This is a genomic window from Bacillus sp. SJZ110, from assembly GCF_006715455.1.
In the GTDB taxonomy this organism is placed as follows: Bacteria; Bacillota; Bacilli; order Bacillales; family Bacillaceae; genus Bacillus; species Bacillus subtilis.
On the sequence record NZ_VFNF01000004.1, the window covers coordinates 139,546 to 153,778 of the forward strand.

Here is a 14,233-nt window from a genome sequence, read left to right on the forward strand (position 1 = left end):
TAAAAGCTTTTGTAACTCATGATATGTTTTTACTATGTTGAGGGACTAGTGGGCGTGGTATATGTCAGAAAAGAAACCGATGATTCAAAGGTGTTTTGACCCCTGTTTATGAGACAGGGATCAAAACACCTTTTAAACATCATTATTACCTTCCTCTGATAATGAAATATAAAAAAGTTACCAGCAACTCTCTGCGGCATCTCGCCGTGTTCAATTGTTTAGTCCTTTTTTTTCATAATCTTTACAAATCTGAAAAAGTCCTCATCATCCGGCAGGGGCTTGTCATCTTCGCGTCCATTGCGATGCATATGCGGATCAGAGTGATGTTCATTGTAGAACTCTACGATATGAAATCCACACTTATTCACATAGAAGTTGATATTTCGCTTTTCGAAATAAGGTGTCACGGTTTCCCAAAGCACAGTATCCGGATACTGTGCTTCAATGGCTTTCCAAGCAGAAAGACCAATCCCTTGGCTGTGATATTCTGGAGATACATAGAATAAATCTAGCGAATTATGATTTGTTTGGCTGTTGATACGTACTACTGCACCACCGACATTCTTACCATCCTGAAGAATATGATATACCACTGCTCCGGGAGCATTGAAAGACTCCTGAACATCATTGTCCGATGGAATCGGCCCATCTTCGCAATCACCGAACGTTTCAATCACGGCGATCGCAAAGGCTTCTTGTAATTTTTTTTGGAATTCTGGCAGATCAGATTCCTTTGCTGGTTCCAGAATAACTTTTGGTTCATTTTTAGTTTTCATGATTGTTCACTCCCTCAGTTGCTAAAATATAGAGTTCAGTCGTTCAGTAAAACATTCGAGCTGCTCTGCGAGGCCTTTTCACAAAAAAGTGATTCCATCGCTCTTTCTTCCGCGGTAAATTTGGCGTTAAAATACTTCAAAAGCTTTCTCCTGTCTTTTTGTATGATTCTTTTTCTTTGTTTCATTGGAAAACAAGCTGCATGTAACCCTAATTTACTATTGTTCACTACCGTATTAAGTGTCGTATGCGGGATTTGTCATCATTCTCGAATTTTTCCTGCGAAAAGTTACAAAAATAGTCGAATGAGGCGCCTTTGACTATGAACATGCGTAAAAGATTCAATTTAGATTCGATCATGAGCAATGCACATTGAGTAAACTCTGGTGGATTTATTAGCCCAAAGAAGCCTAAATGATATAAAAATAACTAGTCCATATATCAAATCTGTCCGTTTAATGCCCGCTTCATTCAACAACACTAATTTGAAGTCATGCAATCTGTGCAAGGGGGTTATTTCTGAATAGATTTTTCCGAATGCAGCGGAGTTGCTTTGGGACTCCCGTTTACTTTGCCGTACGTCAGCTTGCGCCATACTAATTCCATCGGACCGTACCTAAACCGTTTCAACCACAATGTACTAAAGCTCATAAGAACGAAGTACACGGCCAGACTGAACATGAACGTGCCGGCGGATTGAATATGATCCGCAAGCCCGAATCCGTACCTGAGGAACAGAACTGTTCCAATGATAGAGTGAAGCAGATAACAGGTCAATGACATCCGTCCGACTTTGGTGAATATCATCATAGGGCCTCGCAGCTGAGGAACGTATAGAAACAGCATTGCAAAAGTGCTCATATAAAACATACTTCCGGTTATGCCGCCATTTTGACCCAAGACAGAGGAAATGTCCTTCCACAGCATATTCTCAGAAAGATTAAACATGTCTAGTAATATACTGCTTTGTGTTATTAGAAAAGTGATTGTGCTAATGATCCAGATACGCTTCCATATAGGCTTTTTCGCTTCCATGTCTTTGAAAAATTCCATCTTAACAAAGTACACGCCCAGCAGAAACATGAGAAACATGGAATAGATCATAGAGAAAGAGCCGGCAGCCATCGTGACCATATCTGTCCACCGAGTGCTGATGGATTCCATGTAGGTAAGGCTGCTGTGGCTAAACAAAGTAAACTCTGAAAAATTTAGGTTTTTTGACCCTGCAGTATTGATGACATTGTACAACATTGTGAAAACAGGAGTCAGGAATTGAAACACGATAAGTGCGATAATCCATCTAAGCACCGTTTTGGCCGTGCGTTTATAGAAGGTGAGTAACAGGAAGCCACTTACGGCGTAAAAGGCCAATATGTCACCGACCCAAACAAATGTGATGTGCAAAATGCCAAATCCCAACAGGATAGATAACCTGCGGGCAAACAGCTTGTTGGGACTCTCTACCTTCTGCGCGGCTCGATCCATAAAGATCATAAACCCGACTCCGAACAGGAAGGAGAATAACGTAACGAATTTCCCTTCGGCAAACCAGGAAACCAGCTTATGCAGTACGTCATCGGAGGCCATTTCGAATCCCTTTACTGAATCTACGATCAGAAAATAATTGACAATAATAATGCCAAGCAAGGCAAATCCTCGTACGATGTCCAGAAAATGAACCCGTTCCCGCAGACTCACCGGTTGCCCGCGTCCTTCTTTTTGTACAATCATATCAATACTCCTTTCCCATTTATCACGGCAATGTGTAGTGCGGATCTGAAAAACTTGAGCCTTACAATGGATAAATATAAAGACCGAATCTTAACAATTTATGAAGAGTCATCATTTTTTTTAGAAAATGTGACAAATTTGTGGCGAGCATCAGCTTTCATAAATTGTTAAGATTTACGTAGTATCTTATAACGTACTTATTACTATGAACGATATATAGTAAGGACACACGAGAAATAACAACAAGAATCATGAGGTGAGAGAGACATGGCCTATCGAATATTAGTCGTAGAGGATGATGAGGATATTGGTGATCTTTTGGAGGAATCCCTTACACGTGCAGGTTACGAGGTGCTAAGAGCCAAGGATGGAAAGCGAGCATTGCAACTTGTGAATGACTCGCTTGATTTGGTTATTTTGGATATTATGATGCCAGGCATTTCGGGAATTGAAACATGTCAGCACATCAGGAAATCCTCTAACGTCCCGATTCTGTTTCTGACGGCCAGATCGAGTACACTCGATAAAACTGAGGGATTACTCGCCGGCGGCGATGATTATATGACTAAACCATTCTCGGAAGAGGAACTTCACGCTAGAGTGATTGCTCAATTACGCAGATATACTATCTATCAGGAAAAGAAGGAACAGGAAGAAACATTTCTTATCGGGGGCAAACTAAGAGTGAGCGAAGAATTTAATGAGGTGTGGAAAGAGGAGAAGCAAATCAAGTTGTCAGATCTGGAGTATCGTATCCTGAAACTTCTGATGAGCAAACGCAACAAAATATTTTCTGCCCAAAATATATATGAGAGTGTGTGGGGACAGCCTTACTTTTACTGTTCCAACAATACGGTGATGGTGCATATACGGAAGCTGCGCTCCAAAATTGAGGATGATCCGGCACGTCCGGTTTATATAAAAACTGAATGGGGAAGAGGATATCGATTTGGCGCATCTTAAATTTACGCTAACCAAAAAACTGGCTTTGCTGATAATGGTTGCTGCGATTGTGAGTGGTGTGATCTTTCTGACGTTGCAAAAGATCACAGATGATCTGATCGAGGGATATCTGAGTTCGGAAGAGTATTATCACGAGGAGTCAGCAAGATACATTCAAAAATTCAGCAAGTACGTTTCAGAAAATGAGTTGTCTACATCAGATAGAAAAGCGTTTGGCGAGTGGGTCAAAAAAGAAAATTACATTAACCTCACCATATTCAAGGATCAGGAGCTGCAATATGATTCTATTTATTCCGAATCGGATTATGGAAAGGAAAAGCTGACTCAGTACGCTCAAAATCATTCACATCCTGTCAAGTTTAGCGATGGTGAAGGACGAGTCATTATCGACGGTTTCTACTCTTCCCGATATTATGATCTGGCCTTTGCATTGGATTTGCTCGGGGCAACCCTCATCTTTTTAATCATTGTTCTCTTCGGAATTCGCCAAAGTCTTCGCTACCTTAAAACGATTCATCAAGAGATTCATATTCTTGAAGGGGGCGAACTGGACTACGAGATGACGATAAAAGGGCATGATGAATTAGCGATGATTGCAAAGAGCATTGAGGATCTGCGGAAAGCTTTCCTGGATAAACTTAAAGCTATCGAGGAATTGCAAGCTGAGAGCCGCAGCCTGGTTACCGAAATGTCGCACGATATGCGCACACCGCTGACGTCGCTGATCATGAATCTGGAGTTTGCCAAAAAAGAGGGAGGCGAAGCGGGTGCCAGCAAAGATCGGTATGTAGCCAATGCTTATGGTAAAGCACTGCAATTAAAAAGCTTGTCTGACAATCTGTTTGCGTATTTCCTGCTGGACAAGGAATATGAGGCCGATCTGGAGACCGTTGCAGTGAAAGAAGTGATCTACGATCTAATATCAGATCAGATTGCTATCCTTCATCAGGAGCATTTTCGGGTCCATATTTCAGGCGAGCTGCCGGAAACCTATATTAACGTGAATTTGGAGGAGCTTGGTCGTGTATTTGATAATGTGATGTCAAACTTATTGAAATACGCAGATCCGGAAGAAAAAATCAGCATCACGTTTGTATCGGATCAAGAGATATTTGAGATCCATGTTAGCAATACGATTAAACTTGCAGATATAACACCGGAAAGCAACGGACTCGGTGAAAGAAGCATTGCGCGAATGATGTCCCGCATGCAGGGACAGTTTCACAGTATACAAAAGAATTCTAAGTACTACATTGTGCTACGATTTTGGAACACCAAGATGTAGGCTGAGATAAAAAACCACGAATATATTGAAATAGGAGACAACATGATGAGATTTTCTAACAAATTCAAAAAGGTGCCTTACCTGTTACAAGCGCTTCTCAACGTCTGTCTGTTCTTTCTGGCGTTAGCCTTAAGCGCACTTCTGATCAGCGAGACTTGGTACATTGTGCTATTCGTATACAAGTCACTGTTCAACAAAGTGGACAGCTATTATGAGATGCTTGGAGAACTGCTTATCTTCTTCATGTACTTTGAGTTCATTGCTTTGATTATCAAATACTTCAAATCAGACTTTCATTTTCCGCTTCGCTACTTCATTTATATTGGCATCACAGCTGTCATTCGTTTGATTATCATCGATCATGATCAGGCGATCTCAACGTTCTGGTGGGCGATGGCCATTCTTGCAATGATTTGTGGATTCTTTATTGCCAATAGACGAAATTCTGTTGTTGAACATTAATAAATTAGTTCGCATTATGCCGATACGCCGCCGAAATGTCCTAATTGTGAAAGGGAACTGGTACAGATTTTTATAAGTCTATCTGTTTAATGTCAGCTCAGAAATCTGTAGTGGATCAAATTGAATCGTGGTTGTAAGTGGATATCTGAATGTATTTATTGGCTACTTTAACAGACATGTCCCGATGAAATAGCATTAACTGTCTGGAGATGAAAATCGCTCTTTATTTTACAAGGAAGAGGTTAAAATTCTTAATAAATAAGATGAAAAAGTTAGGATGGACGTTTATTGGTTTTTTTGTCACCATTTTTTACCATAATTGATATAAACGTATAGAAATGATAACAAATGAATATAGAGTGTGTAATGAAAATAAGCTTTCATAACCAATGAGCTAGATTTACTATATTGAGGGCCCAGTGATATAGAAAACAGATCGATGGTTCAAACCATCGGTTTTTTTATTTGTTTTCATACTCATTGAAAATCATCTCATTAGGACAAACAGGTATTACGCAGCATTACCCAAGGGGTGATGCATTTTATGAAGGTAATAATCATCGAGGGACCGCAAGCTGACAAATGCATTAACGATTGCTATCATTATTTAATAAAACTTTATAGGAAGGAGATCCAGGGTGATAGCAATATATGTAAGGGTATCGACCGAGGAACAAGCGATCAAGGGATCGAGCATCGACAGCCAGATCGAGGCCTGTATAAAGAAAGCAGGGACTAAGGATGTGCTGCAGTATGCCGATGAAGGATTTTCTGGAGAACTTTTAGAACGTCCGGCGTTGAATCGCCTGAGGGAGGATGCAAGCAAAGGACTTATAAGTCAAGTTATTTGTTATGATCCTGACCGTCTTTCTCGGAGAGCTTATCAGCGATGAAAAAAATGATTTTCATAACTCTTTCAAATAGAGAAAGCCGGAATATGAGCTCCGGCCTCTTCTGCATTATTTCCCCTTCGCCTTCTTCCGCTTTTCCTTCTCAGCCCGATAAAACTCATGAAACATCTTCATCAGCGCCCTCTTTTCAATTCGCGATACATAGCTGCGCGAGATCCCGAGCTCTTTGGCAATCTCACGCTGCGTTTTTTCTTTCTTCAAATCAAGCCCAAACCGCCCGACAATCACTTCCTTCTCACGGTCATCTAAAATGTCAATGTATTGTTTCACTTTTTCAAGCTCCATATTGAGCTGGATCGTATCTATCACGTCTTCGTTTTCTGATTTCAAAACGTCAATCAGGCTTATTTCATTCCCTTCCTTATCCTGCCCGATCGGATCGTGAAGGGAGACGTCTTTTTTTGTTTTTTTCAATGCGCGCAAATGCATGAGGATTTCATTATTAATTACAAAAGGGGGGTACACAGATTTCCCGTAACTGTTTGATTAAATAAATGATGAGTCAGTTTCCTGTAATAAATGCTCAAACGTTTCTTAGCAAATGAAGGGGATACCTTAAATAACCAAGCCACATTTTCAATTGCATGTGATTGTATGTACGAAAGATTAATATTACGCAACATGAAAGTTGGAATACAAAAGTGGTATGTAAAATAATTGGACTGCCACTCTAAATAATCAGTCCAAGTTGCAGGCATTGTTTTTTTATCACCTTCATGTCTATATATATGGCAAAATTCATGAGCGAAATCATACCATTGTTCAATTCGGCTTTTTCGGCTGTCCAAGCATATGTTATAAATTCCGCTGTGTTTAAGTGCGAAGCTTGGAACAGGTTTAAACGACAGTCTGATGTCTAAAGCTTCGGCAATCCGTTCAAAATTAATTTGTTCAGGTTCTGTAATATCAATCTTCCTGTATAAGTTTTCAATCCAATCCTCTAAATGACTGTTTGTATACCTCAAGATGAAAAACCTCCTTAAAGACGACAATCTAAAAATTGGATTCGTTAAATATTATAGGTAAACCAAGACTATTTTCATAGGAAAATGCGTCTAGATGAGGGGGTATCCTGTTGCATGGATACTTGCAAATGATGGTTTGTTTCTAGGGGGTTATCTACAAAAAGTTTATTTAAAGTATGAATTGCATTATAAAAAAGAACCGCCAGTCGCGGTTCTTTTGTTTTCAGATTCAAACTGATTTAAGAGCAGATTTTTCTTTCCTTACAAATACCATGATCCCGGGGATGATCATAAGTATAGCTGGTATTAAATAGAAACAATCAATACATATAAGTCCTCCCCCTGAGACAAATAGTAGAACACTGCTCAACTTTGGCTTAAATAAGACAACAATTGAAGCTGTAAACCCAATACATGAAAGGACCAAAGATACCCATGCCTCAACAAGAAGGTCGCTTGTCATTTCAAAGTATCTAATTAAATGAAAAAATAAATCAAGATAGGCGATAACTAAAGCAAAAATAGACGCTACAACACCCAATAGGCTCCCTGTCAAACTTAAAAAAAACTCAATGTTTCTCTTCACAATAAACGCTCCTTATGTAATCAGGCCACTTCATTTTTATATATGAAAATGTAAAAGAAACATAAATGAAAATATAAATGAGAAAAACAACAAAAACCCTTGCCACGTAAGGGTTTGTATGGGATTCAAAAGTCACTTTATAAATGAGGGTATGATTGAGATATAAATGAGAATCTAAATCTTATTAGTAAACAGAATTAAACATAATAAACAGAAATAAATATAATAATAAACTAACTGCGTTTATTTATCTGATTTCCGTCTTTCCTTTAATTGCTCCGTTATAATCTCCAAAGCAGCCTGTAGAATTTCATCAGTTACTTCACCGTCTTTAGCTGCAAGGAATGTTTCGGGATCGTTTAACACTTTTTTTGCATCGTCAGTGATTATATTGGATGATTTATCTTTTCCTCTTAAAAGGTAGTCTGTAGATACATCAAAAAAGTCGGCTATTTTAATTAATGTTTCGTAATCAGGTTCGCGAGTGCCTTGTTCATAATTAGCAAGTTTTCCTCTTGAAAAGCCTAATCTATCTGCGAGTTCATATTGGCTTAGACCTTTTTCTTTTCTTAAAGCTGCTATCCTTTTACCTAACATATACACTCACTCCTTGTTATTAATTATAACTTGGAAACTAAGCGTTTCTACATTTAGAAACAAAAAGTTTCTAAAAACACTTGACGGACACGTATTGTGTCCTGTATATTATAAATCGTAAAAGGAAACAAAACGTTTCTAAGGGGGTGTTATGAGTGGAAAGAGAAGTTTTGTTTTCCTTACGTGGAAACACGTCAAGAACAGTAGTTGCTAATGACTTAAACATAACTCCACAGATGCTAGGGGCTATTGAAAGAGGGGATAGAACTCCTTCCTTAAGTCTGGCCAAAAAGATTGCAGACTATTATGGAACAACTGTAGATGAAATTTTTTTTACTCAAAGTAGACACAAAATGTGTCCTAAATATAAGACAAGGACAGATAAGGGGGCTTAATTATGAAAGTCATCTTGAAAAAAGGACCGCTGTTTGAACTGGCAGAGGCCAAAGCTTACAAATACCTCAGTGGCATACTTGTTCAGCGAATGAATGAGCATCAAGAGAAGCTTGCACAACAAAAGAAAAAGGAATCAGCCTAAGTCATTTATAAACAGCATGGTCTTTTAACTTCAATTTTAAAACTGAAAACTCAATATATCAGGAGGCAAACATATGGAGAACAACCCATATAACATGCGGAATTTACCGCAGATTATGCGTAGTGCTCGAAAGGCTGCAGGTCTTTCCCAATACCAAATCGGAAAGCTAATCGGAGGTAAGGATCAAAGGTATGTTTCAGATGTTGAAAATGGACTTGCCAAGCTTACTCCGGAGTTATGTATTAAATGGTTTGAGAAGTGCGATGCCTATGAACATATTGATCTTGTCCATTATTTATTCAAACTTCATCCTACAGCCGCTGCTCCTATTGATCCGGCACTCAATGAATGTGCAAGTAATGCGGTGATTAATATGGTTCACCAATTGGAGGAAGCACTGCAAGCAACCAAACATTTAGCCCGTTGGCTCACGGATAACCGACCAGGTAAAACAGAGGAGCTGCCAATGGCTGATATTAAGCAGATTTTTGATTTGATTGCGGCTAACAAAACATTGATTTATTCACTTGTTCGTACTCACGGATTGAAAATGCAGGAGCTTGCAGATAGGTGGACACGGAAAGCTCTAGTTGATCAAGTTGCTATGGCAAAACAAGAAGAAAGGCAGGCGGTTTCAATATGAATACTAATCATTTCTTGAAATCAGATGTTCTTATCGCAAAAAGAAAAATCGAATCAGCAGAAGAGCTATCAATCATGCTGTCAGAGGCATTACGTGATGGTGATTATGAAGAAGCGATTAGTCTTGCTGGAAGCATCAAGGTTCTTACTGAGGATATTAGCCGACTTGCAAACAAAGGACGTCTTTATGAAACGGCATTAAAAATGCAACAGCAAGGTATCAACTTAACTGTAGTGAGCAGGTGTATAGGATAATGGTTCATTTTGTTCATAAACCGGCAACTGCTCTGGAAGTTCGTAAATGGTGTGCGATGATTCGTAACAATAGTGAATTCCATATGTTATGGGATAGACGTGCAGACAAATTCAGAGAGGAGAATATGAATGGTCGAAAACCCAATGGTCATAAACAACTGGCACGATAAGCTAACTGAAACGGATGTGCAAATAGATTTTTACGGTGATGAAGTAACACCAGTTGATAATTATGTAATTGATGGCGGAGAAATCATTCTGAGAGAGAACTTGGAAAGATATCTAAGGGAGCAACTTGGTTTTGAATTTAAAAATGAGCAATAAAAAAGCCCACTCGGCAAAGTGGACTTCTTTAAAGGCTATCTAAAAAAACTCATGTGCAAATATTTTATCAGATAGCCTCAATAAAAACAATGGGGGTTAGGTGGTATGACAAGCAAACGGGCTGAGGTTCTTGCTAAGACTTCGGAAATGAGCCGTGATGAATGGCTTATTGAAAGGAGAAAAGGAATTGGCGGCTCAGATGCATCCATTATCTTGGGGTTAAACAAGTGGAAGACACCTTTTGAATTATGGTTAGACAAAACAGGACAGGTCCCTGTTAGTGAATCGCAAAGTGAAGCTGCTTACTTTGGATCATTGCTTGAAGACATTGTTGCAAAAGAATTTGAGATACGTAGTGGCAAGAAGGTTAGACGTAAAAAAGCAATACTCAAACATCCAGAACATGATTTCATTTTGGCTAATGTGGATCGAATGATTGTTGGTGAAAAAGCGATCCTTGAATGTAAAACAACATCAGCCTACAACTTAAAAGAATGGGAAGACGAAGAAATCCCCGAGAGCTATATCGTTCAGGTCCAGCATTATCTGGGTGTGCTTGGACCTGAATACCAGAAAGCTTACTTTGCTGTGCTGATCGGCGGAAACAAATTTGTCTGGAAAGAGATCGAGAGAGACGACGAGTTAATTGACATGATCTTTGAAGCAGAGATTGAGTTCTGGAATGACAAGGTCTTAGGCGGACAAGCTCCTGCTTTAGATGGTTCAAGTGCTGCAGAGGAATACCTCAAAAAACGATATGCCGAATCGGAAAATAACAAAGCTATTGATTTAACTGGGCCTAATCGAGAACGTATTCAACAATACTTGCTTCTTAAAGAACAGATCTCAGAGCTTCAAACCCAGGCAAAAGAATTAGAAAACCAGATCAAACATGAAATGAAGGATGCAGAGTATGGGTTTATCGGAAACTACCAAGCTTGCTGGAAGCCTGTTATCTCAAATCGAGTTGACACGAAAAAGCTGAAAGAGCAGTTTCCGGATATTTACGAAAAGGTCAAAAAGGAAACTCATTTCAGACGTTTTGGAATCAAGGAGGTTAGCTGATTATGGCTACTAATCAATCAATTAAGAACAACATCCAAAAGAAACAAAAAAGCGCACCTATGCAACCTCAAGGAGCAACCATGAAAGGGCTACTTTCCTCACCATCTGTTATTAAGCGATTTGAAGAAGTGTTAGGGAAGAGGGCTACACAGTTTACTGCCTCTATCTTAAGCCTTTACAACAGCGAGCAGATGTTACAGAAAACAGATCCTATGAGCGTTATTTCATCTGCAATGGTGGCAGCTACACTCGACCTACCTATAGATAAAAACTTAGGGTATGCCTGGATTGTACCTTATGGAGGAAAGGCTCAATTCCAGCTAGGATACAAAGGATATATACAACTTGCTTTGCGAACAGGCCAATATAAGTCCATCAATTGCATACCGATTCATGAAGGCGAATTGCAGAAGTGGAATCCGCTGACTGAGGAGATCGAGATTGATTTTGAAAAACGAGAATCAGACGCGGTAATTGGTTATGCAGCTTATTTTGAGTTGATAAATGGCTTCCGAAAAACAGTGTACTGGACAAAGGCACAAGTAGAAAAGCACAAAAAAAAGTTTAGTAAGTCTGATTTTGGATGGAAAAATGATTGGGATGCAATGGCTCTTAAAACTGTATTGAAAGCAGTTTTGAGTAAGTGGGGGATTCTTTCTGTGGAACTGCAAAAAGCAGTTATTGAGGAAGATGAAACAAGGGAACGGATTGACATTACCAATGAAGCGGATAGTTCAGAAATTATCGATTCCGAGCCTTCAAACAAAGAAGAAACAGAAAAACCAATCGCGCAAGAAGCCGATCCTTTTGACGGCAAGCCTGTAGATATAAAAGAAGATGAACTTCCGTTCGATTGAGGTCGGCATCGTAACAAAACTGCACTCTGTGAAAGGAAGTAGGTGAGTGACTTGGACATAAAAGCAATGGGGTATGTGGTCATACCCCGACTACCATTCAAAGAGTTTAGGGATGAAAAAATTTATGACCACTTGTTCAAAAGAGCTGAATACAGGCCAAATCAAGAGCTAGAACTTGGGCAGACCATTATCAAAGTTGTGGAACTTGCAAAAGATTTTAACTGGTCAGCTGCACAGATCAAATACTCACTAGACCGAATGGAGAAACAGGGATATATCAAATTGCACCGTCTTCCGCAAAAAAGAGGATTCATCGTCACTATACTTCATTATGCAGACTACATACAGCTAGGAAATTACATGAAGAAAAAAGCTCTCGAACCAGCTGAGATCGAACATAAGGAGGTTGATGACAAAATGAAAAATGCCTTTGAGCTATATGAAAACAAAGTTGCTCGGTCAGTCGGCCCGATGGAGGCACAGCGAATTGGATACATGGTCGACGATTATGGTGAAGAAAAAGTGATGGGGGCTATCAAGACAGCGTTTCAATTAAAAGGGAAAGCAGCTAGTTTGTCATACGTTCAAGCCATCTTATCAAATCCATTCACTCAAAAGAGAAAGGAGAAACAATATGGCTATAAACAAAGCAGTCAGTATAGACACCGCATTTCAAACGATCATGCAGGAACTTCGGGAAAAGTCAGCCCGCTTTTTGGGAACAAAACAGGCCGCATCCGAAGAAAAGGCTGATTTTGATTGTCCTTATTGTAAAGATCGTGGAATTGTCGTTTATCGAGTCCATAAGGACACTCCTTGGCATTTAGATGAACAGTTAGATCTTATGGTTCCAGAAGATATGGTATCGGAAGATGATTTTCTTTTGGGGAAGGTTTGCACGCCGGATAAAGCTAGCGAATGGAAAGATACTTATTCAAAACAGTGTGAATGTGTAAGACGAAAGAAAATTGCCAGACTCATGGCAGCTAGTGGCATTACAGAAGAGTTTGAAAAGCTTCTCTTTGGTAACTTCATCACTGGCGGTAAGCCAGACATGATCAAGGACGCTTATGAGTGTGCAGTAGAATATTATAAAGATTTTCAAAAGATCAAAGGAGAGAGGCAAAACAGTATCGCATTACTTGGACAGCCAGGCAGCGGTAAAACTCATTTACTCACGGCGATTATGAATAATCTGATCAAGAAAAAATCAGTACACTGCATGTATTTCCCTTACGTAGAGGGCATGGGTGATTTAAAAGCTAACTTTGACAACTTAGAAGCAAAACTTGATGCCATGAGAAAGGTCGAAGTTCTATTTCTTGATGACTTATTTAAACCAATAAACGGTCAACCAAGAGCAACCGATTGGCAGGTTGAACAAATCCAGTCGGTCATTAATTATCGATACTTGAATCATAAGCCTTTGCTGATTTCTTCGGAGTTAACAGTCGATGATATTTTGGATATAGACGAGGCTCTTGGTTCACGGATTCACCAGATGTGTCGTGATTACATAGTGATTATTAAAGGCGATCGAATGCAATTAAACCATAGGTTAGGTGATTGGGAATGAAGGAGAAAATGAATGTAAAAGCAACTGGTGGACTTTATATATTTGGACCTTCAAATCCAACTAAAGGTAAAGATCTTACACCAACAATCCGTTTACTTGAGGAAAAAATAAAGCAAATGGAGCGGATGCTGAGTGCTTAAAGCAGTCGTGTCTCTGCTGTTAATTTTACTCTCTGCACCGAGAATAGAAAAAGAAATTCAGCTATGGGAACAGCTTGACGGGAGGTAAAGAAAAGTTGGATTGCATTAAGTTCACTGTTTATGGTGAGCCAGTCGCACAAGGACGGCCGCGTGGATCAATACGAAATGGGAAGGTACATATGCGAGATCCAGCAAAATCAAAGTATTTCAAACAGTATGTGGCATTGGTTGCATCTCGGCATCGCCCAGAAACAATTATTACTGGTCCTGTTGCAATGGATGTCAAAGTGTATAGACCAATGCCTAAGTCAGTTTCAAACTCATTAAAGAAGAAAGAGAAAGCTGAAAATGGTCTTTTGAGGCCTACTACAAAGCCTGATATTGATAACTATGTAAAGGGTGTAAAAGATGCCCTGAATCATCTTATTTACAAAGATGATAGCCAAGTAGTGGACCTGAAAGTTAGCAAGTTTTATAGCGAAGAGCCGAGAGTGGAAGTCATGATAAAAGAGGTTTCTGTCTAAATTAAAAAACACCGAAGCGCTTAGCCTCAGTGTTCTTG

General features: G+C 39.4%; 22 protein-coding genes and 3 pseudogenes. 17 read left to right on the forward strand and 8 right to left on the reverse strand.

Annotated features, from left to right (window positions below):
• Nucleotides 1–218 precede the first annotated feature (218 nt).
• The 3 genes from FB592_RS13045 to FB592_RS13055 all read right to left on the reverse strand — a co-directional run bounded on the left by FB592_RS13045 (nucleotide 219) and on the right by FB592_RS13055 (nucleotide 2,505).
• Complete coding sequence (locus FB592_RS13045) at nucleotides 219–776, reverse strand: GNAT family N-acetyltransferase (protein ID WP_021480144.1); 558 nt, start codon at nucleotides 774–776, stop codon at nucleotides 219–221.
• Nucleotides 777–1,120: 344 nt separating this feature from the next.
• Nucleotides 1,121–1,369, reverse strand: coding sequence for a hypothetical protein (locus FB592_RS13050; RefSeq protein WP_119123070.1), 249 nt, complete (start codon nucleotides 1,367–1,369; stop codon nucleotides 1,121–1,123).
• Nucleotides 1,288–2,505, reverse strand: a complete 1,218-nt coding sequence (locus FB592_RS13055) for a DUF418 domain-containing protein (RefSeq protein ID WP_141949573.1) — start codon at nucleotides 2,503–2,505, stop codon at nucleotides 1,288–1,290. Before FB592_RS13055 ends, FB592_RS13050 begins: the two co-directional genes overlap by 82 nt.
• 267 nt (nucleotides 2,506–2,772) lie before the next feature.
• On the opposite strand from FB592_RS13055, the gene yrkP reads away from it, so the two are divergent.
• From yrkP to FB592_RS13080, 5 genes and pseudogenes are all read left to right on the forward strand, one after another.
• The gene (gene yrkP, locus FB592_RS13060; RefSeq protein WP_021480140.1) at nucleotides 2,773–3,468 is read left to right on the forward strand and encodes a two-component response regulator YrkP; all 696 of its coding nucleotides are present in this window, start codon (nucleotides 2,773–2,775) and stop codon (nucleotides 3,466–3,468) included.
• A complete protein-coding gene (gene yrkQ, locus FB592_RS13065; protein ID WP_019712554.1) occupies nucleotides 3,455–4,753 on the forward strand; it encodes a two-component system sensor histidine kinase YrkQ in 1,299 nt (432 codons plus the stop codon). Before yrkP ends, yrkQ begins: the two co-directional genes overlap by 14 nt.
• 45 nt (nucleotides 4,754–4,798) lie before the next feature.
• Nucleotides 4,799–5,215 (forward strand): phosphate-starvation-inducible protein PsiE, encoded by a 417-nt coding sequence (gene psiE, locus FB592_RS13070; protein WP_003246154.1) that lies wholly within the window; start codon nucleotides 4,799–4,801, stop codon nucleotides 5,213–5,215.
• A gap of 544 nt (nucleotides 5,216–5,759) precedes the next feature.
• Nucleotides 5,760–5,938: pseudogene (locus FB592_RS21145) on the forward strand (hypothetical protein).
• A pseudogene (locus FB592_RS13080) lies at nucleotides 5,896–6,093 on the forward strand (recombinase family protein); the annotation flags it as partial. The pseudogenes FB592_RS21145 and FB592_RS13080, both read left to right, overlap by 43 nt.
• Here FB592_RS13080 and FB592_RS13085 read toward each other — a convergent pair.
• The 5 genes and pseudogenes from FB592_RS13085 to FB592_RS13105 all read right to left on the reverse strand — a co-directional run bounded on the left by FB592_RS13085 (nucleotide 6,059) and on the right by FB592_RS13105 (nucleotide 8,274).
• Nucleotides 6,059–6,175: a hypothetical protein gene (locus FB592_RS13085; RefSeq protein ID WP_141949575.1), complete on the reverse strand. Its 117-nt coding sequence runs from the start codon at nucleotides 6,173–6,175 to the stop codon at nucleotides 6,059–6,061. The pseudogene FB592_RS13080 and the gene FB592_RS13085 overlap by 35 nt on opposite strands.
• Nucleotides 6,175–6,573: pseudogene (locus tag FB592_RS13090) on the reverse strand (sigma-70 family RNA polymerase sigma factor); the annotation flags it as partial. The gene FB592_RS13085 and the pseudogene FB592_RS13090, both read right to left, overlap by 1 nt.
• The gene (locus FB592_RS13095; protein WP_032725217.1) at nucleotides 6,573–7,091 is read right to left on the reverse strand and encodes an ImmA/IrrE family metallo-endopeptidase; all 519 of its coding nucleotides are present in this window, start codon (nucleotides 7,089–7,091) and stop codon (nucleotides 6,573–6,575) included. The pseudogene FB592_RS13090 and the gene FB592_RS13095, both read right to left, overlap by 1 nt.
• A gap of 229 nt (nucleotides 7,092–7,320) precedes the next feature.
• The gene (locus FB592_RS13100; RefSeq protein WP_032725216.1) at nucleotides 7,321–7,677 is read right to left on the reverse strand and encodes a hypothetical protein; all 357 of its coding nucleotides are present in this window, start codon (nucleotides 7,675–7,677) and stop codon (nucleotides 7,321–7,323) included.
• Nucleotides 7,678–7,920: 243 nt separating this feature from the next.
• Nucleotides 7,921–8,274, reverse strand: coding sequence for a helix-turn-helix domain-containing protein (locus FB592_RS13105; RefSeq protein ID WP_021480133.1), 354 nt, complete (start codon nucleotides 8,272–8,274; stop codon nucleotides 7,921–7,923).
• Nucleotides 8,275–8,429: 155 nt separating this feature from the next.
• Between FB592_RS13105 and FB592_RS13110 the strand changes: the two genes are divergently transcribed.
• The 12 genes from FB592_RS13110 to FB592_RS13165 all read left to right on the forward strand — a co-directional run bounded on the left by FB592_RS13110 (nucleotide 8,430) and on the right by FB592_RS13165 (nucleotide 14,195).
• Entirely contained in the window at nucleotides 8,430–8,669 is a 240-nt protein-coding gene (locus tag FB592_RS13110; protein WP_032725214.1) for a helix-turn-helix transcriptional regulator, read from the forward strand.
• 2 nt (nucleotides 8,670–8,671) lie between these two features.
• Nucleotides 8,672–8,812, forward strand: coding sequence for a hypothetical protein (locus tag FB592_RS13115; RefSeq protein WP_032725213.1), 141 nt, complete (start codon nucleotides 8,672–8,674; stop codon nucleotides 8,810–8,812).
• A gap of 73 nt (nucleotides 8,813–8,885) precedes the next feature.
• Nucleotides 8,886–9,455: a helix-turn-helix domain-containing protein gene (locus FB592_RS13120; protein WP_046663759.1), complete on the forward strand. Its 570-nt coding sequence runs from the start codon at nucleotides 8,886–8,888 to the stop codon at nucleotides 9,453–9,455.
• Nucleotides 9,452–9,709: a YqaH family protein gene (locus FB592_RS13125; protein WP_017697590.1), complete on the forward strand. Its 258-nt coding sequence runs from the start codon at nucleotides 9,452–9,454 to the stop codon at nucleotides 9,707–9,709. The genes FB592_RS13120 and FB592_RS13125 overlap by 4 nt, the downstream gene beginning before the upstream one ends.
• Nucleotides 9,706–9,879, forward strand: a complete 174-nt coding sequence (locus FB592_RS13130; RefSeq protein WP_141949701.1) for a hypothetical protein — start codon at nucleotides 9,706–9,708, stop codon at nucleotides 9,877–9,879. Before FB592_RS13125 ends, FB592_RS13130 begins: the two co-directional genes overlap by 4 nt.
• Entirely contained in the window at nucleotides 9,839–10,033 is a 195-nt protein-coding gene (locus FB592_RS13135) for a YqaI family protein (protein WP_106293597.1), read from the forward strand. The genes FB592_RS13130 and FB592_RS13135 overlap by 41 nt, the downstream gene beginning before the upstream one ends.
• Nucleotides 10,034–10,138: 105 nt before the next feature.
• Nucleotides 10,139–11,098, forward strand: a complete 960-nt coding sequence (locus FB592_RS13140; protein ID WP_141949576.1) for a YqaJ viral recombinase family nuclease — start codon at nucleotides 10,139–10,141, stop codon at nucleotides 11,096–11,098.
• Between the two features lie 2 nt (nucleotides 11,099–11,100).
• Nucleotides 11,101–11,955 carry a recombinase RecT gene (locus FB592_RS13145; protein ID WP_141949577.1) on the forward strand — a complete coding sequence of 285 codons (855 nt, stop codon included), beginning with the start codon at nucleotides 11,101–11,103 and terminating at the stop codon, nucleotides 11,953–11,955.
• 75 nt (nucleotides 11,956–12,030) lie between these two features.
• The gene (locus tag FB592_RS13150; RefSeq protein ID WP_141949703.1) at nucleotides 12,031–12,708 is read left to right on the forward strand and encodes a DnaD domain protein; all 678 of its coding nucleotides are present in this window, start codon (nucleotides 12,031–12,033) and stop codon (nucleotides 12,706–12,708) included.
• Nucleotides 12,590–13,531, forward strand: coding sequence for an ATP-binding protein (locus FB592_RS13155; RefSeq protein ID WP_141949578.1), 942 nt, complete (start codon nucleotides 12,590–12,592; stop codon nucleotides 13,529–13,531). Before FB592_RS13150 ends, FB592_RS13155 begins: the two co-directional genes overlap by 119 nt.
• Nucleotides 13,522–13,671, forward strand: a complete 150-nt coding sequence (locus FB592_RS13160; RefSeq protein ID WP_141949579.1) for a hypothetical protein — start codon at nucleotides 13,522–13,524, stop codon at nucleotides 13,669–13,671. Before FB592_RS13155 ends, FB592_RS13160 begins: the two co-directional genes overlap by 10 nt.
• A gap of 95 nt (nucleotides 13,672–13,766) precedes the next feature.
• On the forward strand, nucleotides 13,767–14,195 hold the full coding sequence (locus FB592_RS13165) for a RusA family crossover junction endodeoxyribonuclease (protein WP_141949580.1): 429 nt from the start codon (nucleotides 13,767–13,769) through the stop codon (nucleotides 14,193–14,195).
• The last annotated feature ends 38 nt before the right edge of the window (nucleotides 14,196–14,233 follow it).